We start from the raw sequence: 26,923 nt of genomic DNA, 5'->3' as shown, positions 1-26,923 counted from the left end.
TTCGGATTATGGTTGGGCAGCAGAACGGGTATAAAGGGTAAGGAGCACTCGTACCATCCATATTCATCAATTTTCTCAACGAGAGGGGAACAACACACATGATTGAAGAGGATAAGCAGGAAATAATGATTTCAGAAGATACATACAAAGGAAGAGATTTAGGTGTCACATTAGAAGCACAAACCTGTCACTTCAAAGTCTGGTCACCGTTAGCCGTTCAGATGGAACTACTCCTGTACCCGCCTTTGACAGGTGGGAGCCCGGAGGAAGAGCCCAATCAATTGAAACAGAGGGCGTTACCCATGCACAAGAAAGAACAAGGCATTTGGGCTCTGGAGTTGGAAGGGGAGTTAGATAACTACCGATACATGTACAAGCCTACTTTCGAAGATGGACAATCAACGACTGCTGTTGATCCATACGCACGAGCAGTCACCATGAACGGAGAAATGGGTGTAATCATCAGACTGGGGCAGACGCATCCCCATGGGTGGAGTGAGGATATTCGCCCTGAATTGACTAGTCCTGTAGATGCAGTCCTGTACGAACTGCATGTACGTGATTTTTCCATACACCCATCATCTGGAATCACGCATAAAGGAAAATACCTGGCTTTTACCGAGACCGGGCTGCGGGATTCAGAGGGCAACACGCTGGGAATCGATCATTTGGTTGAACTGGGGATCACCCATGTGCATCTGCTGCCTGTATTTGATTTTGCGACAGTGGATGAGTCCGGGGTGGATGGGGATACGTCTGATGGCTCCAACTATAACTGGGGATATGATCCGCTCCATTACAATGTCCCGGAAGGTTCCTATGCATCACGTGCAGATGATCCGGAGACACGAATTCGTGAGTTCAAATCCATGGTGCTTGCCCTTCATAACAAGGGAATAGGTGTCATTATGGATGTGGTATATAATCATACGTTTGATACGGCAGGCAGCTCTTTTGAAAAACTTGTACCAGGGTACTACTATCGTCAAAACGCCGATGGGACCTATAGCAATGGTTCAGGTACGGGCAATGAGGTGGCTACTGAACGCACCATGGTTCGCAAATTTATCATCGACTCGGTCCGTTACTGGGTAGAGGAGTATCATGTGGATGGTTTTCGATTTGATCTGATGGGCCTGATCGACACAACTACGATGAAACAGCTTGCAGCGGAGTTGCACACCGAAGTGTCACCTTCCATATTGTTATATGGTGAACCATGGGGCGCACTGGATTCGCTGCTTGGAGATGATATGACCCTAAAAGGAACGCAGCGCGGGGCGGGTTTTGCTGTGTTTAACGATAATTTCCGCGGAGTGATCAAGGGAGACAGTGATGGGATGGGTACGGGATTTGCGACAGGTGCGGACGGGAAAGAAGACGAATTGTGGACTGGCGTCCGGGGAGCCATTGAGGATTTTACGGATGGTCCATCCGAGACGATTAACTATGTAACAGTGCACGATAATCTCAACCTGTGGGACAAAGTCGCACGTACACAAGGACTCCACGATACCTTGAATTTCCTCACCTATGACGAGGGTGGAAGTATTCGTGGATGCCAGAGTGTGGAAGAGGCAGTAGAGAAGGCTAAGCCTTACCTGCAGATCGATTCGGAACACATTCTGGAGAATGAGACCGTTAGGCGTAGTCTGCTTGCCAATGGTATCGTTCTAACCTCCCAGGGTGTTCCCCTGATCGCGGCTGGAGATGAGCTGCTTCGAAGCAAATATGGGGACGCCAACAGCCACCAGAGTGGAGACGTGGTCAATGCCATACATTGGGAGCAGAAGAAGCTGTTCAAGCCGGTATTTAATTATTATCGTGGGCTGATTCGTCTTCGGCGAGAGCATCCAGTATTTCGACTTCGTACACGGGAAGAGATCGAGAAGCATGTTCGTCTTCTTGAAAAAGGTAATGGACTGCTGGCGTATGAACTGAACGGTACAGTAGCCAGCGATTCATGGGAACGCATTGTTGTCATCTATAACGCGGCAAAAGAAAACCGTGACATCGCTATTCCCACAGGGACATGGAATGTGATTGTAGAGAAAGGACAAGCAGGCGTTAATACGATACGCACCATACAGGACGGACAGGTACATGTGAATGCGATATCCCTTACGGTGATGTATTCCAATTCCTAATGAACGCAAAGCTTGCCAAGAATTGAAGGGTCCAACAAACCATTAGTAAAATCGCTAACAAGGACACGTTCAAGATATCCAATCAATCGAATTTAATCAAATAAATTGAGATAAAACAAATCCCCCTTTCCCGTAAGAAAGGGGGATTTGTTGATGCGTCAGAGCCATTGGCTTGGTCGCAGGGCTATACATTGTCATGTCTCGACCTTCTTTATGCTGTGCACCTGTTGGTGCACTTTAATCTCAACCAATTGACATCCTGCAATTTATTCTTGTATATTCCAAACTTTTTTTGTCAGGACAGGTACAAATGCTGTCAATCTATGGCGCTTGTTTTCATATCCTATATTTTGAAAGCGATTGCTAATTGAATACGCAAATTGGACCGATATGATGAGTACAGACAACCCCGGGTTGACAAACAACGTCCCGCTCCGTAACATCGGGACAACACGAAATCAATGGATATAAAGGCGGTGGGAACGATGCCGGAATGGACTTCTTTTCGTTACGATGGCAACGATCTTGGCTTAACATATACTCGTGCAGCAAGTACTTTTAAATTGTGGGCACCTACGGCACAACAGGTTTATATATTGGTTTTTGACGATGAAGGGCATTACAACGATAGTGGTAAAGTACAAGATCATGAAAATGGGCAGGAACATGATCTGACGCGCGATGCGGACGGAATATGGAGTCTGAAGCTCAGTGGCGATTGGGCAGGACATTATTATATGTACCGAATTATCCATGATAATCAGCGGATTGAAGTGGTTGTTGATCCTTATGCCAGAGCGGTAACGGCTAATGGGCAACGAACGGCTATTATAGATCCTGAGACCACCAATCCGGTTGATTGGGACCTGGATGTCAAACCTGCTTTTCTGCGTCCTGTTGATGCCGTGTTATATGAGTTGCATGTTCGTGATTTCTCCTCGGATCCACATGCAGATATTCCGTACAAGGGAAAATATCTGGCATTCACGGCATCCGGTCTGACAGATAGAGCAGGCAATAGTATTGGCGTAGACCATCTTGCCGAACTGGGAGTCACTCATGTACATCTTCTGCCTGTGGCGGATTATCAGACGGTGAATGAACTCGCTACAGCAGATGTGGGTTCAAATGTCAGAGCACCATACAACTGGGGGTATGATCCCCAGCATTATAACGTTCCCGAAGGTTCGTATGCGACAGATCCTCGTGATCCTGCAGTTCGAATTCGGGAGCTCAAATCACTCGTTCAATCGCTGCACAGACAAGGCATTCGCGTTGTACTTGATGTTGTCTATAATCACACGTATAGCGTGGAAGAGGGACCTTTTGAACGGATTGTACCAGGCTATTATTACCGTTATCGGGAGGATGGGACCCTCAGTAATGGTTCTGGTGTAGGCAATGAATTGGCAACAGAACGTCCAATGGTGCGAAAGTATATTTTGGATTCTCTCCGATATTGGGCAGAAGAATATCATGTGGACGGATTTCGATTTGACCTTATGGCCCTGATTGATACGGAAACGATGAATGAATTGACACGCGAATTGCGGGAGCAGATCGATCCGGCGTTTCTGATCTATGGGGAACCCTGGATGGGTGGAGATTCACCTTTGGACCGCAAAACATTAAAAGGAACCCAGCGAGGTCAGGGGTTTGCAGTATTTAATGATCATTTTCGCAGTGCAATCAAGGGTGATAGTGATGGCAGTGGCAGAGGGTTTGTCACGGGTGCCGGAGGGCAGGAATATGAGCTTATTAGGGGATTAGCGGGAGCACTGGATGATTTCACATCTTCACCTGTGGAAGTTGTCAATTATGTAACTGCTCATGACAATCTCAATCTGTGGGATAAAATTGCAACAACAATGAACCTTAGACATGAATTAGGTTTTCCCGTATGGAAGGACGGACAGCCGGTGGGAGGCGGAAGTGCTGAGTCGGCGGTAAAAGCAGCAGATCCTTATCGGTATGTGGATGCAGATGATGTTTTGAATCATGAGATGGTTCGTCGCTCGTTACTCTCCTCCGGCATTCTGCTTACTTCTCAGGGTATTCCGTTTCTGCACTCAGGGGATGAGATGCTCAGATCCAAAGCCGGTGATCATAACAGTTATCGGAGCGGGGATGCGGTGAACGCCATCACATGGGCCAACAAATCACGCTTCAGACCGGTGTTCGACTACTATCGTGGTCTTATTCATTTGCGGAGAACACATCCCGCTTTTCGTATGATTGATGCTGAACAGGTACGAAATCACCTTCGTGTTATTCGTGCGGATGGTAATGTAGTTGCCTTTATACTTCAGGATGGTGCGAATCAGGACACCTGGAATCAGATTATGGTCATCTATAACGGAACGGAACATGAGCAGCATGTCGACCTGGGGGAAGGGGACTGGCATGTTGTGGTCAATGATCATCAGGCAGGCACAGACGTGATCGAGACTGTTCGTGGTACTGTTCAGGTAGAACGATGGTCTTTAATGGTACTGTATGACACAGAGCATGCTGGAGGCGCTGAACCATCAACAGTGGAGATTAGTTTTCCTCGCCAGGTATATAGTCCGAAGGAGACCACTCAACTACGAGCGATCGTACGGGACAGTATTGGCAATGTGGTGGAAAAAGCTCCAGTTACCTGGACTTCTTCTGATCCGGATATTATTCAGATCCAGCCTGATGGAACAATCCATGCACTGGAACGAGGGGAAGCTTCGATTACAGTCCACTGTGGGGACATAACGGCAAGCTGTATGTTACAAGTGGATTATCGTCATGCTGAACGAATTGAAATTGTGGGTGAACCTGTCATGTACATGACTCGAATCAGTCGCTTCCGTGCCTTGGTTCTGGATCAATTTGGTCAGCCGCTTCAGGATTCCAATATACGCTGGAGCTCTTCTCATCCAGAACTTGCAGCGGTGAGTGCAGCAGGGATCGTACGTGCGATGACACCTGGAGTAACCCATATTATTGCTGAGGCTGGAGGAATTCGGGCAACGCTTGGCGTAACGATTCATAAACAGATTTCGCGAACCGTCACGCTTCGATACGAACGGGAAGACCAGCATTATGAAGGTTGGGATGTCTGGGTATGGGGCACAGGTATGGAGGACGGAGCCGTACGGCTGGAACAAGTCGGTAATGCCGCCGAAGCCCGCTTCCGCGTTGCTCCGGGTCTGCATCACCTGGGATTGATCATTCGATTGAACGAATGGGAAGCTAAAGATACGTGCGGAGACCGTTACGTGGACATTGTACCTGAAGACGGGGATGTACACATTATTGTCCGTAGCGGATCAGACGAGATGCAGATCATTCGTGAAAGTGAAAAAACAGAGGATCGTAATAGCGCATAGTTTCTTTATGTATAACTTTGAATGTAGTTCGTCAAAACCTTGATAAATCAGCAGTTGGAAGAGATTCCGACTGCTTTTTTTGGTCTGATTATAAGCCGCATAACTTGCCAAAAAAAAAATTAATTGTCCTGTTTCGTGTTTGAGATCCTCTATCATTGGGGTAAATATAGATATGGCCCACGATTCGGCCAAAGGAAAAAAGACCATTATGGTCTATGAGATAAGCCTCAGTGCTTTCCAACAAATATAATGTAGTGATCCCTTGAAGGAGGATGTTCAATCATGAAATCCAACGGAAAAATGGCTCAACTTACAGCAACGCCAAGAACGGAAAAGAAAGGTGCAGCACTGCGCCTGTTAAGACAAGGCGGACGAGTTCCCGCAGTCGTTTACGGCCCGGGACTTGAAGGTGCTTCAATACATGTAGATGAAAAAGAAATGCTGAAAGTGGCACGCACAGGCCGCTCCGAAATGTTCAACCTGAATGTGGAGGGCGGTAAAACGCTTCCTGTGCTGATCAAGGATCAGCAAGAGCGTAACGGACGTTTGCTGCACGTAGACTTTTTGCAAATTTCCAAGAACAAGCCGATCAGCGTAAGTGTATCGATTGACTTCCAGGGTACAGCGGCCGGCTCGAAAGCTGGTGGTGTATTCCAGACACAGGAGACACAGCTGGAAGTAGAAGGATTGCCTGCGGATCTGCCAACGTCCATTGAAGTGGATGTGAGCGGATTGGACATCGGTGATCGCTTGACTGCTGCGGATATCAAACTCGATAAAGGTTTGACACTCGTAACATCACCTGAATCCATCATCGCTTCCGTCATGCCGCCACAAGCGGCTGAGGAAGAGCCAACGGCCTCTGCTGAGGAAGCTGAGCCGGCAACTGAAGAAAAAGCTACAGAAGAATAAGCCAAGCTACGGGATCTTGCCAGATCTCATGCTTAACCAGAGCCCAGTCCTAGTGACTGGGCTTTTTTTGCTGAGCAAGAGAGTTCAATAGGCACATCGTTCGCATGAAAAATGAGAATGTACTACAATACATGTTAAAGGGTAAGAAAGTAGGTTTAATTCAATGTTTGATCCAACGGTGTATGACAATCTGAAAGTCGGGTTTGAGAATTATCTCTATGATATGGATAACCTGGACGAACGTATTCAGATTACGGGGCGTAAAGATCGGCTGGAGATGGCAGTGATGTCCAGAGAGTTCACATTACAATTTTGTCTCAGGGATCGTCCGGAAGTAACAGGCGAGGTTGTATTAAGCAGTTCCCTCGAGGAGCTTGCAGCGGAGATCCTGGAGACGCCTGGTGCGAATCCGGGTTGCCGCTTGGAACTACGGTTTAGTATGGTTGTGAAGGAGCCTGAGAAGCAGTGCCCAGCCATTCGTCTGATATTACAGAAGAGCTGGCCTGAGCAGAGGATGTGCCAGAACATCCAGTATATCTTTGATGAACAGCCAAACAGGTATAACGTCACGGCTCATGTTTATTTTGACCGCAGTGTGAATGAAGACCAGATGGGGGACATTGCTGAACTCTGTGAGCATATGGCAAATGTGATGAATCAATTATTACAGTTGCATAACCAGTAATTCCGAGAAAAGCCTTGTCTCTTTGTGGAGATCAGGGCTTTTTTTGTATTATTTTTAGAAAATTGTATAGGCTTTCAGGCTTAGGTTTAAGGTCTTTTGGGTTAATGTTTTACGCAAGCGAGTAAGAGAATGTATATTAAAAGGGGGTGAGAGTGCAATTGGACTATACAAAAATGGTGGAATTGCGAAAATAATATTGGGACTAAAGATTTAGTTCTGTACTAAAGGAACTAGTTTTCCTTGCCGATAAAATATCGAAGGGGAGAAACTACATGACAGAGAAATTAATTCGTCTGCTGCGTATACTTCAGGCTATACAAGCAAATCCTGGAATTTCGGCCAAGGAATTGGCGCTGAAATGCGGTACGACTGTACGCACGATTTATCGTGATCTCCGGATTTTGGATAGGGTCGCCCCGATTATGAATGAAGGATACGGTAAAGGTTACCGATTTATTGGTGAGTTTGCGATGTATCCATTAGATTTTACTGAACAGGAAGCAATGGTTTTCTCCTTGCTCCCGTCCGTAGTTGATACCTCCAAGTTACCTGCTGAGTTTGATTCAGCGTTTGACAAGGTTATGTCGGCTCATACCAAATTAAAATCAAGAAACAGTGACATTGTAGAGAATATTGCGGGAATTATTCGGATGGGCACGCCAGCTTATCGTGAGGAAGGAAAAGACCCTAATTTGCTGATTCCCATTATCGAAGCTATTCTAAGCCAGCAAACCATTCGTACTCAATATCATACGCTGACAAGAAATGAGATCACAGTCCGGGATATCGATCCCTATTATCTCATTCCACGTGATCAACGTTTTTATTTGATTGGATACTGCCATTTGCTGCAAAAAGTTCGATTGTTTCGGATCAGCCGTTTTTTGGATGTGACACGAACAAATGCCGGTTTCGACAAGGGTGATTTCAACATAACACAGTACATGAAGAACACATGGTCTATTGACCGTGGCGACGAAAATATCCATTTCAAGGTAAGATTCTCTGAGAAAGTGGCCCCCTACATAAAAGAAGAAGAAATGTTTGTTCGCCCGCGAATGACGAATATGTCGGATGGGGGATTGTTATTTGAAGTGACACTGAATAGCAGCAGAGAATTTTTGAAATGGTTGTATCAATTTGGGCCCGAGGCAGAGGTACTTGAACCTCGTGAGTTTCGTAGAGAGATACGCAGGCAACTTGTCGAGTGGTTGGAACATTATGAAACCGATGTATCATTGTAAAAATTTTAATCATGGAGAAATACAGGAAAAGGAGCAGGTAATATGAGCACCAAATTATTCGCAGCTATGTATGGAATGGATCACTACCATGGAGTACAGGCTTTACATGTGGGGGATACCGTGTATCTCGTCAAAGATCCAGATAATCGTTTGGATTATCAAGCAATTAAGGTTGTTATTCCCCCGATTGGAGCCGTAGGTTATATCGTTAATGATCCGCTGGTCGTACCTCATGGATGTTGGGCCGGGACGGCATTCTACGATGTATTTCATCAACTAACGTGTGCCAAAGTACGATTCATGATGAGAGATATGGTGATTATGGAGTTAATCGAGATGAGTCACATTCCTGTTCCACAGATGGATTCTTTGATTAAGGGATGGCAATTTCGTGAAAAAGCTTGATCATCGTAACAAAAGAAGGCTCATTTACGGATGAGCCTGGTATAGGTCGCTTCCAGATGCATGGCTGTTCTTGCCCAACTGAAATATGCCCTTGCGCTGTCTCGGCCAGCCTTTCCTAACTTCTCGGCAAAAGTGGGATTGCTTGCAAGTTTGTACAGGTAAGAGGTGAAACGTTGAGGACGCTTATAAGCAGTGACAAGGTATCCATTGATACCTGATTCAATAATCTCGCGAATACCTCCGTTATCCGAAGCAATAACGGGTAATCCTGAAGCCATCGCCTCAACATTAACCAGGCCAAAAGCTTCATGTTCTTGAGACGGACAGACCAGACAATCGACTGCCCGATACAACTGATCGATATGCTCATGGTTTATCTGACCACGGAAGGAAACATGGACCTTATGTTTTTGGGCAAGTTCGCGAAGTTTACGCATGTAATACGGAGGTCCTTTGCCTGCAACAACCAGTTGAACAGATACCTGTTGCTGAAGGAGGGCAGTCGCACGAATTAATACGTCTACACCTTTTCCAGGGATCAGCCTGCCGACATACAGAATAGAGAATGGTTTAGTTACTCCAAATTGTGTACGCAGATGAATCTGTTCTTCGCTGGATTCAACAGGTCTGAAGCGGCTTAGATCTGCACCTAATGGAACAACACTCATCCGGTGTTTTACCAACGGAAATCTGCGGCCTAACCTTTGTCGCAGGGAATGACTGTTGACGGCAATCCAATCAGCTTTTTTCATTAATGTGAGTTTGGAAGGCCCGGGCTGAGCAAATGTTAACGAGTGAAGATAGAGTACAACGGGAGTGCGTGGAAAAGCTCGTTTGATGGTAGCCATACTTCGTGGCCTGTTATCCACTTGAATTACATCGTAGGGTTGTTGGGATAACAAACGTATGACTGCTTTGGTGTACATGACAGGACTCGACGCAGGGACACGTTGAATGGTGATCCCATCGATCTGTTCTGTGGTGGCGAGACCTTGCATTTGACGACTTATAATGGTTACCTGATGGCGATGGGCTAGTTCACGAGCGATGCCCAGGATACAGATTTCCACGGAACCATTACCGGGTAAAGGCAATTTCTCGGGTGCAACCATAGCTATTTTCATGATCCGGCTCCTCCTTGTCCGACATCTGTAACAATCTTCGTCATATATCTTATGAGAAGTTGAAGCATTTGGCTCCTGCGAAATGGTAGATGAACCACCCATATAAGCGTGCAGGAATAATCTGCTGCTTGGCATCAAGCGAGATATTCAGCTTTTGTGATATACTTTACGGGAACAATTGAATTCGTTACATGTATAAAAGCAGGAGGAAAATAATGTTACATTCTACGCTGGGGCGCTTCCGGCTGATGTTGTGGTTGCAGGGCATTTCGTACGTGTTGTTACTGTTTGTTGCTTTTCCGTTGAGAGATGCCGGGGTTATGCCGCAGGCTGTCACATGGTTTGGGAATCTGTACGGTTTTTTGTTTTTAATGTATTTGTTATTTATGGTGACTATGTACACCTCACAGAAATGGCGTCTTCGCCGTCCAATTGCTCTGTTCTTTGTTTCTTTCATTCCACTGGGGAATATGATCTATGATGTTGTCGTATTCCGTAAGCTGTATCGTCAACTAAATAAAGCTTGACTTTATTTAACGTTATGAAATATGATGAGTACAGGTTAAACAACCCGTTCCAACTAAAACTACATATTCCTGTTAAAGGGGAGTAGCTTTTACAGTAAAGTCGTCAGTTCGGGATTATATCCCCGGCTTTATTGGCAGCAATTTTGTTGTTAGCGAGACCTTTACCAAGTTTTCATGCTCGGTAAAGGTCTCTTTTTGTGGATATAAAAGGACCTTACCAGTGATGGTAAAGGTCCTTTTTTTTGTACATCATAAGAATATTAAGGAGGAGTCAATTTTGGATGTTTCATTATTATTAGAATATGGGTGGGTGCTTGCTGTCTTAGTGGTCCTTGAAGGATTACTCGCAGCAGATAATGCATTGGTACTCGCAATCATGGTTAAACACTTGCCTGAAGATAAGCGCAAAAAAGCGTTGTTCTATGGTCTCATGGGTGCATTTGTTTTCCGTTTAGGTTCGTTGTTCCTGATTTCTTTCCTCGTCGATGTATGGCAAGTACAAGCGATCGGTGCCCTGTATCTCCTGTATATTTCGATTAACCATATCGTTAAAAAGATACTGGGTAGTCGCAATAAGACAGATGAAGCAGCTGATTCAACGCCGAAGAAACCGAAAAAACAATCCGGTTTCTGGATGACCGTTTTCAAGGTCGAAGTAGCGGATATCGCATTTGCAGTTGATTCCATTCTGGCTGCTGTTGCTTTGGCTGTGGCGTTGCCACCAAGTGGATTGCCTCCAATTGGCGGACTCGACGGTGGACAGTTTATCGTTATCTTCCTCGGTGGATTCATCGGGCTTGTGATCATGCGTTTTGCAGCCTCATACTTTGTAAAATTGCTTCATTCCCGTCCAGGACTTGAAGTTGCGGCCTTTGTAATCGTAGGTTGGGTAGGGGTTAAGCTGGCGGTTATTACACTCGCACACCCTTCATTGGGTGTTCTGGATGAGCATTTCCCGGAAAATAAAATTTGGAAATTCGGATTCTATATTGTACTGATCACCATTGCGGTATGTGGTTGGTTCCTGTCTTCCAAAGTTCCTGAAAAAGAAGACGAAAATCCGGTTGAAGAGTTGGAAAAACAAGCAGGACTGTAATAATCATGTTACGCTAACAACATCATTATTATTTGGGAAACAGGAGATTGTCCTAGGACAATCTCCTGTTTTTGTTTACATATGCAATCTACACCATGATCCAATTTCCAAGAAAAGGGTTGACACATGAATTCTAGTCCCCTTAATATAAGACTAACATTAACGAGGGGAGGCCGAGAGACATGATGCTTGGTTATGATTTGATTCAAACAGGGCGCAACGTAGACATAATAGCATATCCGGCTCATCGTTTCATTGGCCTCATACGGTCGACATAGGGGATAGGCATATCGTTTAGCAGGTTTTATAATCGATATGCGTTCTTCGCTTATATTATAGCGATGGATGACAGACACACAGCATGTTTATGCTGTTCTGTTCTCCGTTATTGTCATTCAGTAGAAGTCATGGGCGACTAGCCTATGGCTTTTTTTAGTTTTATTTTACAGTTGAATCAGCAAACCGAATTTGCTGAACGTACAGGAAGGAATAATACACTTTTATGAATACAGAATTTAATTTATTTACCAATCCAAACGAATTAACAGGTGCCTACCGGCATGAAGTAAAATTGCCTGCAGGTGACCTAACCGTATATGCGGCGCAACAACTCTTCTCCTCGCTTGATTACAAGGTGTTTGAGATGGCAAACAATAATCTGCAGATTCCGGGAATCTCTTATATGAGTTACACGCCAGACGTACACGTCGGTGTAGGTACGTGCATTGGGACGACAGCCGTGTGGGATGCGCAGAGCGGATATGTTTCTCCCTCCATCGTGGGCAGTGACATCGGCTGTGGCATGCGAGTGCATATGACAAACTTGCACAAGGACGAATTGAAAGACATCAAGCTCCGCCGCAAACTCGTCAAGGCCATTGAGAAAGTATTGCCGATGGAGGCGAACCAGCGAGGTCATTACTCGGATATCAGACTGGAGCATATTGTTCGTAAAGGACTGCATGGTTTACCCAAAAAGTATATTCCAGACAGCTATACACCGAAAAAATCAACCGCGATGACACATGTGGAAAGCAGCAAGTTCAGTTACGATGAGGATGTGTTAAACCACGTTCCTGATATGACATGGCATCGTTCACATCGTCAGCTTGGAACACTGGGTGGGGGAAATCATTTTGCCGAGATCCAGGCGATTGAGATCGCTGAAGAGAATCGTGAAATCGCTGAAGCTTGGGGTTTGTATGATGGACAGGTCGTGGTCATGATTCATTCCGGCTCTCGTGCATGGGGTGGTTATGTAAGTCAGACGAGTTCGACAGCGATTGCCAAAGTCATGCAGCGGCTTAACCTGGGTACATCCGATCCCAGACTGGTATTTGCTCCACTTGAGCATGCGGAAGGTCGTCATTATGTGAATATGATGTATTCTGCGTTGAATTACGCTGTTGTCAATCGGCACCTGATTGCGTATGCTATTCGCGAAGCATTCCGGGATGTGTTTGGCTCCAAATGTGAATTTCGTACGTTATACGATCTGATGCACAACTATGCCTGGGAGGAATCTCACGCAGATCAAGGTTCCGTTTTTGTACATCGCAAAGGGGCGACACGTGCGTTGCCGGCAGGTCATCCGGACAATCCAAAGCCCTATCTGGCAACAGGGCATCCGGCGCTTATTCCCGGTTCCATGGGAACTGCTTCATATATCATGGTAGGTCAGCCACAGGGTGCTGATAATTATTATTCAATATGTCACGGTGCGGGTCGAATCCGTTCACGGACGGCAACAAAACGATTGATTAGCATGGAGGATTTTGCTACGGCACTGGGTGTGGGTACAGAAGATGAGATCGTGGTAAATCAACGCTCACTTGAATCCATTATTGATGAATCACCTCAGGCTTATAAAAATGTAGATGAAATTATAGACAGTGTTACCGGCGCAGGCCTGGCTCAAGTTGTAGCCAAATGCAAACCGCTTGTAGCGGTAAAGGGAGCGAAATAATGACAATAAACGAAAAACAAACAGATCCAACCCAGGCGATCTATACCTATGACGAACAACATGATACCCGAATTCGAGTGGAAGGGTACGCCATCTATTCAAGGCTGATTCGTGGAATCAGTGAGGCGCTCCATCAGCGCTATGGGGTTGAGTACAAGCTTTATGCCAGTTCTGACCCGAACAATGAATACTGGGAGTTACTCCGGGAAGACTTGCAAAATGGCAGTGACGAAGTGGAACTGGTAGCCCGCATATTCGAGGATCTGGAACTTCAGACGTTGCATTACGACGATGATGGAGATGTACCCACTTATGGTGTGCATTACTCCATTCGCAACAACGTATTTGCTTATCCGAAATGGGGCGTAGCACTTGTGCGGGTTCCGTTTTTCCGAGAGAACGGGATCTACAGTGAAGACTTTGTCTTTGCCATCGGTGATGAGGAGATGAAGCAATTTCTGGGAAGTGTCCGGGAACGGGAACGTCAGCAAAATATGAAAAAAGTAACAGTCTACACCGATGCCCGCAATGGCAGCGATCGTCACGTCGAATCCATCACTCGCTCCGTGGGACGAGAGGATGTTGTTCTCTCGGCGCACATCAAGCAGGATATTTTCCGCTCGCTGGATCAGTTCTTCGAAGCGGATCGTTCTTTTTACAGAGATTATGATATCCCGTACAAACGGGGCATTCTATTGTATGGGCATCCGGGGAATGGCAAGACCACGTTGGTGAAATCCATTGCGGGAAGTATTCCGGGACCGGCTGCGTATTGGCAGATTACGGAGTATACCAACAGTGAATCGGTGCGTGAAGTGTTCGAGGCTGCCAAGCGGTTGGCACCGATGGTACTGATCATTGAGGACATCGATTCGATGCCGGATGAAGTCCGTTCCTTTTTCCTGAATACACTGGATGGAGCTACGTCAAAAGAAGGCATTTTCCTGATCGGGACAACGAATTATCCGGAGAAAATAGATCCTGGCCTCATGAACCGTGCTGGACGGTTCGACCGGGCTTACGAAATTCCGTTGCCAGATGAAGCGCTGCGTCTGCAATACTTGCGCCAACGAGGCTTCACCGTATTTGCGGGTGAAGAAGGAACAATTGAAGCTGCTCGCCTGACCGACACGTTTTCTCTTGCACAGCTAGGTGAGTTGTATGTGAGCGCTGCGCTGGAATGGCATCAGAATGGACAGACAGACATTGTGAAAGTCATTCAGTCGATGCGTGGCGAGCTGGATAAGAGCCATAAACATACTTGGCTGGCGCAGCCAGGTAAGGGCCGTGCAGGCTTTTATTGATCAGACCTAACCCATCCATCCTATAATATGACGCAATTTTATAAATAATCCTATCTCATTTGGTGATACTAACCTTGTCTGCTCTAACATACAATGACTTTCGGGAGGTACATAACGCAGCCCTGAGCTGGTGAGATGCCGGAAAGTAACGCGATCTGTTTCCATACCTGACTAAGGCTTGTTTTGCAGAGAGAGATGCATGGGGACAAAAGGTAATATGCAAAAATTTTTATGCCAATTGTTTAAATGCTTCTGTAGCGGTTAATAGTAGACAGACAACAACAAAAACTTTAATTAGAGGTGAATGATATGGGTTGGTTATGGTCATTAATTATCGGTGGTATCATTGGATGGTTGGCAGGTTTGATCGTTGGTCGTGACATTCCAGGTGGTGTTATTGGTAACATCATTGCTGGTTTTATCGGTGGATGGTTAGGTGGAGTAATCTTGGGCGATATGGGTCCTGAGATGGGCGGATTCTACATTGTGCCTGCATTGATCGGTGCGATCGTTCTTGTAGCCATCGTAAGCTTGATCTTCCGTTCGATGGGACGTAGTCGCGGGTAACTTAATCAAGATAATTTCTTGAATTAGTTGTCAGCCAAATGTTTTACCAATGAAGAGGTTGATTGAGAGCCATAACCATGGCTTTCAATCAACCTCTTGTTGTTTTAAAATATAAGAATGTATGCGTAACTTAGCATCAGTATTCTATAGCTAGTTTAGATAAGAGGGGATGAACGGAATGGAAAAAGCTACATTCGCCGGCGGATGTTTCTGGTGTATGGTTACACCGTTTGAAGAACAACCGGGCATTCATGGCATTATATCGGGTTATGCCGGCGGTCACGTCGAGAATCCAACATATGAGCAGGTCAAAACCGGGGAGACCGGTCATGTCGAAGTGGTTGAAATTACATTTGATCCAGATGTATTCCCTTATGAACGACTGCTGGAGCTATACTGGCCGCAGATTGATCCGACGGATGACGGAGGTCAGTTCCAGGATCGGGGGGCACAGTATCGTACGGCGATCTTCGTGCATAATGAACGTCAACGTGAGCTTGCTGAACAGTCCAAACAGGAACTGGCAGCCAGCGGACGATTCACTCAACCCATTGTTACGGAAATTCGGGATGCAGCTATATTCTATCCGGCTGAAGACTATCATCAGGATTACCACAAGAAAAACGAAAAACATTATAAGGAAGACCGTGCGTTATCCGGACGGGACGAATTTATAGACGAGAATTGGAAATAGGATGATTCAATCCTGCCAATGCAATAAGCCGGGAGAGCTCCTTATGGAACTCTCCCGGCTTATTATTAGATCGAGTATTTATTTTGCAGAATTGGACTTCAGTACATATTTGGACAATGTCTCATTGTTCATGGAATAGATGACATCATCCACATAAGTTGAAACACCTTCTAATGAAGGAACCGAGGCACTGGTCGTGTAGATATGCACGTCTTCCAGCGTCTGAGGATCAAGAATGTATCCTGTTTTGGCAAAATCAAGCTGATACTGACCATCCTGTGTCTGGTCAACACGCATAAGTGCAGGCTGTGCGTCCTTGAATGTACGCTCAGTCACTTTGCCTTTCATCGTGTACAGTTCCAGCTTCTGCCCTGTAAAGACTGTATAACCGTTGCCAGCCGTCTGAATGTAGGCATCACCAGCAATGGCACGTCCCCAAGCAAGCTTGCCATCGATGCCAAAGCCCATCAGTCTGTTACCGGTGTTCTCAAAATTGGCGCGCATAATGATGGAACCATCGTCGAGAATGGCCAGCGATTCACCGCCGCCATCTCCTAATGTATTTGCATTGGCAGGGAATTGGTAGAAGGACAGACGATTCAACGTACGATCATAGATCTCTACTTTGGGATTAGCTGCTTGCTGCCAGAAGTTTCCTACCTTCGTTTGTTTACTGGCATCCACTACAATTCGACCATGATCAGCTTTAAGCACGTTACCGTTGATGGTCTTTTCGGTAATCAGCTTGCCCTTTTTGTCATATAACGAGATGGCGGAGCGAACCGAACCATTCGATTGTACGCCCTGACTTGAAGCAACCATCAGCGTATCGTTATCCAATAGGGATATGCTTGCAGGTGAATTCACCGTTTTGACCCAGTTGGTTTTACCGGATGTATTGAATGAGTACAATTTTTTGGTTTTGTCCGAATATTCCATATACACATAAGCTGTACCGTTGCTGGCATATACCGAATCGGAGTAGGTGGTATAAGGACCACTTTTCTCATGGAATATCGTATTCCACTTCAATTGTCCAGTTGTCGCATCGAATGCTTGGAGAGAGTCCAGTTGCCAGTCGAGTGTTGTTTTGCTGCTTGTTTTGGTCACGGGCTGGGAGGCATGTACATATACAAGGTTTTTGGATGGCACGGCATGAATTCCCTTGATCAGGACATCTTTCTCTGTATTAGCCTCAGATAACATCAGGGACGATGACGTCCACGCCGGTTTGGGCATGGATTCGGTTGAAGCAGCGGCGTAACCTGTTGTATTCATGGTGAAGAGGAGCATGCCGCTGAGAATGAGGGCAGCCCATGTTTTGGACTTGTGTTTGGTCAATGTATGCAAGTGATAAACCACCTTTCTTCTTCGGTTCAAAATAGAACCGATTGTTGAATTTTACCATTAAAGTCAAGCTCAATTCAACCGAACGCACTGTAACCTTTTATCAGTGGTTTGTCGAAATGACTATGTTTGGGGAAGTATAAGGGTTACAGGGAATTCATCTTCTTTCGATGAAGGTGGAAGTCTGATATATTTAGTGCGGTGACAAGCCATATCTGCGTAAGACGTTGGATAGAACATAGGAAATGAAACAAGGAGAATAGCTATGAACTGGAGTGAAAATGTGACCCTTTGGGTCATTGGATGTATCATCATATTGTTGCTGCTGGCCTGGATTATTCGGCGTGTTATCGGGCGCGGGCAGCGGATCCGAAGTGAAGCCAATCCTCGTAAGATCACAATAAAGGACATCGACAAGATGGAGGATGGTTCGGAATTTGAATTATATCTCTATCATTTATTCGAAGAGCTCGGGTACGATGAGGTGCATAAGACAACGAGCAGCCGGGATTTTGGGGCAGATCTGGTGTTTGTTGATAGACTCGGCAGACGAAGTGTGATACAAGCGAAGCGATATGGTGCGAACCATCCCGTAGGGTTGAGTGCTGTGCAGGAGATATATACATCGATGCGTTATTATGAAGCCGACCGGTCGATTGTATTAACGTCCGCCCGTTACACCGAAGCCTGTCGGACGCTTGCAGCGGTTAATGGAGTGAAGCTGCTGGACCGGGAAGACCTGATGGAATTAATTCTGTTATTCAAAGCCAGAAGAGTGAAAGAAGCACTGGAACTGATCGAAGAAGATGATCATGAACCAATTGAGACGTGGCAGTCCCGGCGAAAGCGGCAATCCCGCTAAGTACTTAGGTGGAAGCCTTTATAATGATGTATATGCCCATTCCAGTAGGAAGCACCTTCACTTGCGTAGCTGCACATGATATATTGAGTGTATATCAACCAAAGGAGTGTGTGATCCATTATGGCACGTACACAAACACAAAAAGCATTACGTAAAGCAGAGCGGTCAGGTCAATGGTGCTCGGAACAGAGCCGAAGAGTTAACGGAGATTATGGTGCGTTATCCCAGCATGTACGGCTCATGCCTACGAAGCAGGAAAAATTGCAAAAGGTCAAACACAAGAAGCAGATCATCCAGGATGGTGGTGCTTCTTTTTATTTTTTCTATGAGGCGCCGGTTGCTGGATAAGTAAGACGATAGAATTTTGTACACTAAATGAAGGGAAGAACCTATACATATGACAACAGCGCTGCACATGAATAAAAAAATCGTTCGGCGTTTTTTGCTGCAAACGCAAGCTTTACTGGGACGTTGGCCCGCAGTTTCCTTACCTTCGGGACCCAGCCAAGTTTTGAGTTTGATTCGCTCCCTTGGTTGCGTGCAGATTGATCCTGTGGCTGCTGTAACTGGAAACCAGCATTTGGTGCTAGGTGCTCGTGACCCTGGTTATACTGCTGACAGCTTAAATACACTGCTGAGTGATCACAAGGTGTTTGAATATTTTGCAAATGCTGCTTGTGTCATTCCAATCGAGGATTATGCTCTCTTTGAACCTGTGCGTGCCCGATTAAGGGAGCGTCTGGCTCCGTCCTTGCAAGGTCTGGAGAAAACAGTGCAGCATGTGTTACAGCGTTTGAAGGAAGAGGGACCTTTGCCTTCAAGAGCTTTTCGTGCTGTTGAAAGGGTAAGTGGTTATTGGGACAGTGCAGATGTGCCAAAGACAAAGGATACCACACTTGCTCTGAATCTACTGTTGGACTCCGCTGTGATTCGTGTGGTGGCGAGGCAGGGGAATGAACGTTATTTTCATATTACCGAATCTGAGTTGCAGCAACAGGGACTTACGATGAAAGATGACATCGATGTGTTGGCCCAGAGACAGGCTCTGCTGGATAAATACATTCATGCGTATCGTGTCGTAGATGCCCGTGATCCCCGTCTGGGTTGGCTAAAATCTACAGCGGCTGAACGACGCGCCGATATTGCTGCCCGTGTGTCAGATGGGCGAATGATCCCACTTAAGGTGGAGGACGTGGCTACGCCTTATTATATTCGTGCTGAAGATGAGGATTTGCTGCTGCATATGGAAAGGGAAGAGCCACACTATGATCCGTCTGGCCCGGTACGTTTCCTGCCGCCGCTGGACAACCTGTTATGGAGAAGAGAACGTATTGTTGATTTATTTGATTTTCATTATAAATGGGAGATTTATACGCCAGAGGTGAAAAGAACCTACGGTTATTATGCCATGCCTATTCTTCATGGTGATCGGTTGATTGGACGTATGGACCCACGACTTGATCGCAAAACTGGAGTACTTACCGTTCGTTTGTTATCGATGGAGGAGACTGCTCCACCTGTGGAAGAATGGATTACGGATTTTTGGGGGGGGGCTTCAATTCTTTGCGTCCATGCATGGAGCACGTTCCATTACTATCGAGAAGACGGTACCAAAAGAGCTGAAAAAGCTGCTTAAACCGATTTGATTAGGGGATATACGAAAGAGTGTATGGACACGGGAAAATGGAATTGTTAAGGAGGGGTAGGATCTAAAAAGGACAAAGAAGGAGGAGCCAGAGGGCCCCTCCTTCTTCATTTGATTTTAATATCACATCTCTAGTATTACATCAGAAGTGCTAACGAAAACAAAAAACCTAAGCTCACGTCCACGCCAAAACTTCTTTAGTTCACCAGATGAGGCATTTCAACGTTGGGATCAACATCTGCTTCATAATCCACACCATCGGTTTCAAAACCAAACAGCTGGAAGAATTCGCGACGGTAACCTTCCAGATCGGACAGATCGTAGATGTTCTCTGTGGTCAACTCATTCCAGAGCTTCGCCACTTCTTCCTGAACGTCAGCTCTCATCTCCCAATCGTCAATGCGAATACGGCCTTCGGCATCGGTTGGAACTTCTCCTCCCGCATACAAGCGATCAGCGAACAGACGTTGCAATTGCTCGATGCATCCTTCATGCAAGCCTTTTTCTTTCATGACTTTGTACAATGCTGAGATGTACAGCGGCACGACTGGAATCGCAGAACTGGATTGAGTCACCAGCGCCTTGGCTACAGTTAAGTACGCACGTCCACCTTTGGCACTTAGGCGATCATTCAGCTTGTGTGCAGTCGCTTCCAGATGATTCTTGGCTTGACCGATGGAACCATCACGATAAATGGCATGCGTAAGTTCAGGACCGATATAAGAGAAAGCGATGGTTGTTGCATCATCGGCAAGCACGCCGCCTTGTTGCAGGGCATCCATCCATAGTTCCCAATCGTCTCCGCCCATAACAGTTACCGTCTGACGAATTTCCTCTTCGTTTGCCGGTTCAAGGGTAACGGAGCTAATTTCGCCTGTGTGGAAGTTCACCGTTTTGTTCGTGTAGGATTGTCCGATTGGCTTCAGCACAGAGTTAAATACTTCACCCGTGTTCGGATCGGTACGGCGTGCCGAGGCGACGCTATATACGACCAGATCGACTTGACCGAGTTCACTGCGAATCAGTTCAACGGCTTTGTCTCGTGTTTCGTTTGCAAATGCATCACCTGTAACGCTGTACGATTTCAGGCCTGCTTCCTCCGCGGCTTTTTCGAATGCAGCGGAATTGTACCAGCCTGCAGAAGCCGTACGTTTCTCTGTGGAACTGCTTGGACGATAAATGCCGACTGTATTCGCTCCAGCTCCAAAGGCAGAAACAACGCGTGACGCCAGACCGTATCCAGTGGAAGCACCGATCACGAGCACATTACGCGGTCCTTTCAGCTCAGGCTGGGATTTCACATAATCAATCTGTTCCTGCACTTGCGCAGCGCAACCTACAGGATGGGAAGTGGTACAAATAAAACCACGTGTTCTTGGTTTAATAATCATTTATTTGCATCCTTTCATATTCAGCTCATGTTTCAGCATTTCGATAAAATGCTCTTACACATACTTTCTTATTGTAAAACAATTACCTCGGAAACGGAAACCGTTTCGTTTGATTTCGCCGGAAGGGTGGCGTTATATCTCTAATTTTGCGATGATGTGAATAGAATGTACTCGCTTGTTAGGATAGAAAGGACAGGGATACCATGCTGAAGGAACGCATTGAACTGCTAAGCAAAAGAAAACAAATCTCCCGTAAAGACCTTGTGGAGGGTCTGGTCACGCAGGCCCACTTTGCCAATATCCTGGCGGATCGTTATCCGCTCCCTGAGGACTTGGCAGAAGCCATCGCCGGGCGTCTTGGGGTATCCCCTTCCTATATTCTAAAGGCTGCGGCTCAGGACGAGGAAACACTCGAACGGGCAGAGGTTATTTTCGAACAAATGTCTGTTCCAGCGTCGGCGATATCCGAAGATACGGTGCATGCACTGGCAGATCGGGATGACACGCTGACCGTTGAGCTGACAACGGCCTTGATGAAGGCGGTTTATTATCAGCAATTAAACGATGCAACGGCTCATGAGTATATACATACGTCCTACCTCAATTTTTACCTGGAGAAATACGGTCGTCCAGACGATATTGATCTGCCGCGTCCGTTAGTCAAGGCACTTTTATTCTATAAAATACAATATTATCGCTCCAAAATGGCTTTTGTGGATGTACTAACTCATGCAACCAGGCTCAGTGAGCTGGCGCTTCCTGGCAGTGAATTCTGGCTGTCTGTGCAAAATATCAAGATGGAAGCCTACATCCAGGTCAAACAGTATGAAGAGGCAAAACAGGTATTCGAGCTTACAATGCGTCATGTCTATGATCAGCGAATGTTCCATCGGTTGTCCGGGTTATATGTGGCATATAGTGGCTATTGCTTCGCGATGGGGCTGGTTCAGGAGGCACTCTCGGCATTAACCATGGCGGAGGCAAACCTCGTGTATGCTGGCAACCAGGGAGATCTGGTGACGGCGATTGCCAACAATCGGATTGTCATGTTAACGATGACAGGTGAACTGGATCAGGCACAGGCGGAGATTGAACGATTTGAATCGCTATTGCAGCAGGAAACGGAAGAAACACAGCTCGCAATGCAGCCGCTCGTCAGTGTGTATCGATGCGAAGTAGCTCTGGCACGGAAGAACTGGGGCGTGCTCGCGCAGAGTGTAGATCAACTCTTAAAATGTGCAACAACACAGGACCAGCAGATGAGCGCAACCTTCTACCAGAGCCATCTGGCTCTTGCACATGGAGATCGCGAAGTTTTCATGGAGCGGGCGCTTGCGTGTCTGCCTTATTTTGAATCCGCGCAGCATGTCATGCGGCTTGAACCGTTATATGAGGGAATGGCTGTAGTGTCCGAGGATCAGCGGAAATACAAAGAAGCGGCGATGTATTATCGGAAGCTGGTCTATCTGTTACGCAAAAAATAGAGTGAGAATCGGCTTGGAAGAGCCTTAACCCATAACTGGAAAAATTATTTACCCATAAGTGTGTCGTGAGTGACCTATAGATCCCAGAACGATAATTCAAGTATACAACCCGGCTAATTAGTCGGCTTTCTTTCATTTAGTTAACTGTAGATTAGTTTAAGCTCATTCGCGCTGCACCGTATCACAAATAGAGGTAAAGCAGAAAGTTGAATTGAATGTAGAGGCTTCAATGTTAAAACTGCCAATAGGCGCATATGTCTATAAATAAATATATTCACATACGCAAAAGTAGTAGTAAAGATTTTCCTTTAATGCTACTTTTTTATTTACAAATGATGGATGTTAGTCTATTCTTAGTGTAAGTGATACTAAAGAACTAGTCTTAGTTTTAAGGCACTAGATTCCATAAGGGAGGTGAGAGAGAATGTACACTGGTTATAATCTTAAAATGGACCCTAAATTCCAGGACTTTTATGATAAGGGTAATCAGCTTTTCAGTGGAAACAAGAAAGTGATCCAAGAAGAGCTGGATAAGTTTGTGCTTGAAGATGGTAGTCTTGATGGCTCAAAGATGCAAGAGACATGGTTCCCACAAATAAATGCTGATATATTTCTCTCGCATTCGCACGCGGATGAAGCAAATGCTATTGCGCTTGCTGGTTGGATAAAGGAAACTTTTAATTTAAGCACATTTATTGATTCTTGTGTTTGGGGATATGCAGATGAGTTGCTAGAGAAAATTGATAATGAATTCTGCTGGCAACCCAAGTCTTCCACGTATAATTATAAAAAAAGAAATCAATCAACTAGTCATGTTCATATGATGCTTTCAACCGCTCTAACAAAATTAATGGACAGGACAGAATGTGTATTTATTCTCAACACACCGAACTCAATCCAATCTTTTGAAGTTGTAAATAAGACGAAATCTCCTTGGATTTATTATGAGATTGGCATTACAAAGTTGTTAGAGAAGAAGAAGCCCTCTAGGCAGCCCAGCATCATAAAAAAGGGATTATTTGAGAACTCTCAGGATTTAAGTGTTAAGTACGAGCTTGATATGAAACATCTTATTGCACTTACACAGTTTGATCTTGATAACTGGGAAGAAAAACACCTATTAGTAAAAGATACACAACATCCAATGGATACATTATACATGTTGACTGAAGCGGCTAAAACATTAGCAATTATAAGATAACTATTGAAAAGGGGTATAGTATAATGGCAAAAAGAGTGTTTACTAGTTTTGCAATTGAGGATAAAACGCTACGTGACTTTCTGGTTGGTCAGGCTAAAAATGAGAATTCACCATTCGAGTTCGTAGATATGTCCGTCAAACAGCCCTGGGATTCTGCGTGGAAAACTCAATGTAGAACAAAAATTAAGGGATGCGATGGCGTGCTTGTAATTGTTACGAAAAACACTAAGAATGCGGATGGGCAACTTTGGGAAATCAAGTGTGCAAAAGAGGAAGGGATTCCAGTTATGGCTATTTGGGGAAATCAAGATCACCCAGCTACACTTCCATCTGAACTGAATGGTGTAAAGGTGGCTAATTGGACTTGGAACAATATTTCAAATTGGATTTCTTCATTATAGGAGGATAAAATGAGAAAAGCATTGATAGTTGGAATCAATAACTACCCTTCTTCTCCACTACATGGATGTATTAATGATGCTTCCGCTTTTAAAAGTGTAATTGAAGTGAATGGAGATGGTTCTCCCAACTTTGATACGAGACTTGTTACAGACGTGCAGACTAAATCTGAGCTTAAAGGATTGATAATTGAGTTATTTAAAGGCGAAAGTGACACTGCATTATTATATTTTTCCGGACATGGTCATATAGATGAAGTTGGTGGTTATTTAGTGACACCGGATTATAGCAAATATGATGTTGGAGTCTCAATGGACGAAATACTAAATATAGCCAATGAATCCAAAGCGAAAAATAGAATTATAATTTTAGATTGTTGCCATTCAGGGGCTTTTGGTTCTCCAAAAATTGCAGGAAGTGCTACTCAAATAGTAGAAGGTGTTTCCATCCTTACTGCAAGTAAAGATAATGAACCTTCTCTGGAGATTAACGGTCACGGGGTTTTCACCAATTTACTCTTGAATGCCATGCAAGGTGGTGCGTCAGACTTAAGAGGTCATATAACCCCAGGTAGTATATATGCTTATATCGATCAGGCATTAGGGCCTTGGGATCAACGGCCAGTGTTTAAAACTAATATTACTCGATTCACTTCACTAAGGACTGTTGTGCCTCAAGTTCCTATAGAAATCTTAAGAAGCTTGGTTACATATTTTCCTTCAGCGCAACAGGAGTTTAAGTTAGATCCTTCGTTTGAAGTAACAAATACTACTGAGATAGAGCATGAGGTAATTGAACCCTTTGCTAAAGCGGAAAATGTTTTGAAATTTAAGGATCTGCAGAAGTTACAAAGCGTTGGCTTAGTAGTACCGAATGGTGAAGATCATATGTATTTTGCTGCAATGAATTCAAAGTCGTGTAAATTGACCGCGTTGGGATATCATTACTGGCGATTAGTGAAGGATAAAAGAATTTGATTTTATATGAGGTGAATGATTCCTGATTTCAATATTCCTTAGTTACCCGCAACCACATAGGCAGGAGCAACAAAAGTTTATTGATGATTTCATAGAAAATCTTAGAAACAAGGATATAACTCCGCGTACTCTGGGGGTAACTGACTATGACAACAATAATCCACTGGCTGCAATTAGAAGACTAATGCTAGAGTCGGATGGCTTTATTACGGTTGCCTTCAGACGTCTATATGTAAATAATGGTATTTCTAAGTTTGAGGCTGATATGGAGTCAGTTGAAGCGAGGGAAGTATCAGATAAATGGTTCACAAGCCCATACTGTCAAATTGAAACGGCTATGGCTTATCAGTTAGGATTGCCAATCTTATCTTTACTAGAGAAGGGTGTCATTGCTGAAGGTGTTTTGCAAAAAGGAGTAGTAGGGTTATATCTGCCAGAATTCGACTCATCGATACCTGTTCAACTTTATCTTTCACTAGGTGACTGGAAACAAACTATAGCTCAATGGGAAGCCGATGTAGTAAAAGTAAACAGAGTTAAAGGATTCCCGCCACAATTATATTAAACTTTATCTTCGTTATTTCAAGAAGCTCAAGCGCTCCCTTCGCTTGAGTTTTTTCGTTCAATAAAGGGACGGGGGCAGGCCGTTTGGAGATCTGAATAAGTATTGGCGGTAGTTTCAGCTTGAATGCTGTAAAAACCATTTTTTAAAATGAAAAATATTCGGGCGATATGAGCTGGGGGGAATGAGGGATTGGAGTAGTAAGCGGCGGTCTGGAAAGTCTGAACCAACTGTGTTTCCTAATGCACATGATGCTATTATCCATGAGGAACTGTGGAATACAGTTCAAGCCGTTAATAAAGTTAAAAGTGAAAACCACACCAGCTATAGTAACTTGAAAGGCGAATTCATTTTGACAGGACTGTTACGTTTTCCAATGTATGGTGCTGGCACGGTTATGATTAAGTCGGAAAAGAGGGATGGTTCAGGCTATCACTTGTACTATATGTGCCAGACCTATCACTCCTGTGGTATAACGGAATGTAAGACTAACCTGATCAAAAAAAGAGTTGGTTGAGGAGCAGGTATTGCAATGGATTCGTACAATACTGGCTGATGTTGGACTTGTTGATGAGATAATGGAGCGATTTAAGATGAAAGAAGATGAAGTTAAAACGTTGGTTTTTGTGTGCCTTACAGGACAAATCGCTACAGATATTTTGAAGCAGGCTGGTATAAAAACAGGAAATATATTAGCAAGGCAAGCGATTAAAAAGATTCCAAACGAAGTAGATTAAGGGTATAAACAAAAAAGAAGGAGCTAGATTATTTACTAATTTTAGGAAAATTAGTTATAAATTTAGGCGAATATTTTCCAGTGGTAGGCGGTTTAATCGGAGGAGCGGTAGACGGAATCGGCACAAATATTATTGGAAAAACAGCTAAAAGTACATTTACACAATATTAGAAATTATTATGAAGTGATGTACATATGGATCCCTTAGGAAAGGTTTAGCTAAGCGATAGTGGTTAAATCTTATTGTTGCCGAAACATCCAACAAGGATATCGTATCACAAGTCAT

The 26,923-nt window shown here is 44.8% G+C and carries 25 protein-coding genes; 22 read left to right on the top strand and 3 right to left on the bottom strand.

Going from position 1 to position 26,923, the window contains the following annotated elements:
- Nucleotides 1-98 precede the first annotated feature (98 nt).
- The 6 genes from pulA (NST38_RS23450) (at nucleotide 99) to NST38_RS23425 (ending at nucleotide 8,755) form a co-directional block, all read left to right on the top strand.
- Nucleotides 99-2,147 carry a type I pullulanase gene (gene pulA / locus NST38_RS23450; RefSeq protein ID WP_076252917.1) on the top strand — a complete coding sequence of 683 codons (2,049 nt, stop codon included), beginning with the start codon at nucleotides 99-101 and terminating at the stop codon, nucleotides 2,145-2,147.
- A gap of 485 nt (nucleotides 2,148-2,632) precedes the next feature.
- On the top strand, nucleotides 2,633-5,509 hold the full coding sequence (gene pulA / locus NST38_RS23445; RefSeq protein ID WP_076252916.1) for a type I pullulanase: 2,877 nt from the start codon (nucleotides 2,633-2,635) through the stop codon (nucleotides 5,507-5,509).
- Nucleotides 5,510-5,791: 282 nt separating this feature from the next.
- Entirely contained in the window at nucleotides 5,792-6,421 is a 630-nt protein-coding gene (locus NST38_RS23440; protein ID WP_036617054.1) for a 50S ribosomal protein L25, read from the top strand.
- Between the two features lie 163 nt (nucleotides 6,422-6,584).
- Nucleotides 6,585-7,106 carry a hypothetical protein gene (locus NST38_RS23435; RefSeq protein ID WP_076252915.1) on the top strand — a complete coding sequence of 174 codons (522 nt, stop codon included), beginning with the start codon at nucleotides 6,585-6,587 and terminating at the stop codon, nucleotides 7,104-7,106.
- A 272-nt stretch (nucleotides 7,107-7,378) separates the two neighbouring features.
- Nucleotides 7,379-8,350, top strand: coding sequence for a helix-turn-helix transcriptional regulator (locus NST38_RS23430; RefSeq protein ID WP_036617058.1), 972 nt, complete (start codon nucleotides 7,379-7,381; stop codon nucleotides 8,348-8,350).
- 42 nt (nucleotides 8,351-8,392) lie between these two features.
- Complete coding sequence (locus NST38_RS23425) at nucleotides 8,393-8,755, top strand: HIRAN domain-containing protein (RefSeq protein WP_076252914.1); 363 nt, start codon at nucleotides 8,393-8,395, stop codon at nucleotides 8,753-8,755.
- A gap of 20 nt (nucleotides 8,756-8,775) precedes the next feature.
- On the opposite strand, the gene NST38_RS23420 is transcribed toward NST38_RS23425, so the two are convergent.
- Entirely contained in the window at nucleotides 8,776-9,879 is a 1,104-nt protein-coding gene (locus NST38_RS23420) for a glycosyltransferase family 4 protein (protein ID WP_076252913.1), read from the bottom strand.
- A 215-nt stretch (nucleotides 9,880-10,094) separates the two neighbouring features.
- Here NST38_RS23420 and NST38_RS23415 point away from each other — a divergent pair, with 215 nt between their 5' ends.
- The 6 genes from NST38_RS23415 to msrA all read left to right on the top strand — a co-directional run bounded on the left by NST38_RS23415 (nucleotide 10,095) and on the right by msrA (nucleotide 16,033).
- Nucleotides 10,095-10,406 (top strand): DUF3817 domain-containing protein, encoded by a 312-nt coding sequence (locus NST38_RS23415; protein WP_036617062.1) that lies wholly within the window; start codon nucleotides 10,095-10,097, stop codon nucleotides 10,404-10,406.
- 277 nt (nucleotides 10,407-10,683) lie between these two features.
- Complete coding sequence (locus NST38_RS23410; protein ID WP_036617064.1) at nucleotides 10,684-11,502, top strand: TerC family protein; 819 nt, start codon at nucleotides 10,684-10,686, stop codon at nucleotides 11,500-11,502.
- Between the two features lie 502 nt (nucleotides 11,503-12,004).
- Entirely contained in the window at nucleotides 12,005-13,468 is a 1,464-nt protein-coding gene (locus tag NST38_RS23405) for an RtcB family protein (RefSeq protein WP_076252912.1), read from the top strand.
- Complete coding sequence (locus tag NST38_RS23400) at nucleotides 13,468-14,772, top strand: ATP-binding protein (RefSeq protein ID WP_076252911.1); 1,305 nt, start codon at nucleotides 13,468-13,470, stop codon at nucleotides 14,770-14,772. Before NST38_RS23405 ends, NST38_RS23400 begins: the two co-directional genes overlap by 1 nt.
- 309 nt (nucleotides 14,773-15,081) lie before the next feature.
- On the top strand, nucleotides 15,082-15,339 hold the full coding sequence (locus tag NST38_RS23395) for a GlsB/YeaQ/YmgE family stress response membrane protein (RefSeq protein ID WP_017686880.1): 258 nt from the start codon (nucleotides 15,082-15,084) through the stop codon (nucleotides 15,337-15,339).
- 178 nt (nucleotides 15,340-15,517) lie between these two features.
- On the top strand, nucleotides 15,518-16,033 hold the full coding sequence (gene msrA / locus NST38_RS23390) for a peptide-methionine (S)-S-oxide reductase MsrA (protein ID WP_076252910.1): 516 nt from the start codon (nucleotides 15,518-15,520) through the stop codon (nucleotides 16,031-16,033).
- 78 nt (nucleotides 16,034-16,111) lie between these two features.
- Here msrA and NST38_RS23385 read toward each other — a convergent pair whose 3' ends face one another.
- A complete protein-coding gene (locus NST38_RS23385) occupies nucleotides 16,112-17,374 on the bottom strand; it encodes a hypothetical protein (protein ID WP_341344089.1) in 1,263 nt (420 codons plus the stop codon).
- Nucleotides 17,375-17,645: 271 nt separating this feature from the next.
- On the opposite strand from NST38_RS23385, the gene NST38_RS23380 reads away from it, so the two are divergent.
- From NST38_RS23380 to NST38_RS23370, 3 genes are all read left to right on the top strand, one after another.
- Nucleotides 17,646-18,242 (top strand): restriction endonuclease, encoded by a 597-nt coding sequence (locus tag NST38_RS23380; protein ID WP_076252908.1) that lies wholly within the window; start codon nucleotides 17,646-17,648, stop codon nucleotides 18,240-18,242.
- Between the two features lie 120 nt (nucleotides 18,243-18,362).
- Nucleotides 18,363-18,590, top strand: coding sequence for a hypothetical protein (locus NST38_RS23375; protein ID WP_101314540.1), 228 nt, complete (start codon nucleotides 18,363-18,365; stop codon nucleotides 18,588-18,590).
- Nucleotides 18,591-18,657: 67 nt separating this feature from the next.
- Nucleotides 18,658-19,878 (top strand): DNA glycosylase AlkZ-like family protein, encoded by a 1,221-nt coding sequence (locus NST38_RS23370; RefSeq protein WP_179087917.1) that lies wholly within the window; start codon nucleotides 18,658-18,660, stop codon nucleotides 19,876-19,878.
- 206 nt (nucleotides 19,879-20,084) lie between these two features.
- Here NST38_RS23370 and fabV read toward each other — a convergent pair whose 3' ends face one another.
- A complete protein-coding gene (gene fabV / locus NST38_RS23365; RefSeq protein ID WP_036617082.1) occupies nucleotides 20,085-21,278 on the bottom strand; it encodes an enoyl-ACP reductase FabV in 1,194 nt (397 codons plus the stop codon).
- 203 nt (nucleotides 21,279-21,481) lie between these two features.
- Between fabV and NST38_RS23360 the strand changes: the two genes are divergently transcribed.
- The 7 genes from NST38_RS23360 to NST38_RS23335 all read left to right on the top strand — a co-directional run bounded on the left by NST38_RS23360 (nucleotide 21,482) and on the right by NST38_RS23335 (nucleotide 26,638).
- Entirely contained in the window at nucleotides 21,482-22,762 is a 1,281-nt protein-coding gene (locus NST38_RS23360; RefSeq protein WP_076252905.1) for a transcriptional regulator, read from the top strand.
- Between the two features lie 424 nt (nucleotides 22,763-23,186).
- Nucleotides 23,187-23,963, top strand: a complete 777-nt coding sequence (locus NST38_RS23355) for a hypothetical protein (RefSeq protein WP_076252904.1) — start codon at nucleotides 23,187-23,189, stop codon at nucleotides 23,961-23,963.
- 23 nt (nucleotides 23,964-23,986) lie between these two features.
- The gene (locus NST38_RS23350) at nucleotides 23,987-24,364 is read left to right on the top strand and encodes a TIR domain-containing protein (RefSeq protein ID WP_076252903.1); all 378 of its coding nucleotides are present in this window, start codon (nucleotides 23,987-23,989) and stop codon (nucleotides 24,362-24,364) included.
- 9 nt (nucleotides 24,365-24,373) lie between these two features.
- Nucleotides 24,374-25,339 carry a caspase family protein gene (locus NST38_RS23345; RefSeq protein ID WP_076252902.1) on the top strand — a complete coding sequence of 322 codons (966 nt, stop codon included), beginning with the start codon at nucleotides 24,374-24,376 and terminating at the stop codon, nucleotides 25,337-25,339.
- A gap of 184 nt (nucleotides 25,340-25,523) precedes the next feature.
- Nucleotides 25,524-25,904: a hypothetical protein gene (locus NST38_RS23340; RefSeq protein WP_218640798.1), complete on the top strand. Its 381-nt coding sequence runs from the start codon at nucleotides 25,524-25,526 to the stop codon at nucleotides 25,902-25,904.
- A 154-nt stretch (nucleotides 25,905-26,058) separates the two neighbouring features.
- Nucleotides 26,059-26,418 carry a recombinase family protein gene (locus NST38_RS31685; protein ID WP_370511439.1) on the top strand — a complete coding sequence of 120 codons (360 nt, stop codon included), beginning with the start codon at nucleotides 26,059-26,061 and terminating at the stop codon, nucleotides 26,416-26,418.
- Entirely contained in the window at nucleotides 26,411-26,638 is a 228-nt protein-coding gene (locus tag NST38_RS23335) for a hypothetical protein (protein WP_179087916.1), read from the top strand. Before NST38_RS31685 ends, NST38_RS23335 begins: the two co-directional genes overlap by 8 nt.
- The last annotated feature ends 285 nt before the right edge of the window (nucleotides 26,639-26,923 follow it).

The sequence above is a fragment of the Paenibacillus sp. FSL H8-0104 genome (assembly GCF_038050215.1).
Lineage (GTDB): Bacteria > Bacillota > Bacilli > Paenibacillales > Paenibacillaceae > Paenibacillus > Paenibacillus amylolyticus.
Note: the sequence above shows the minus strand (reverse complement) of the source record. Positions and strands in the feature narration are given on the sequence as shown.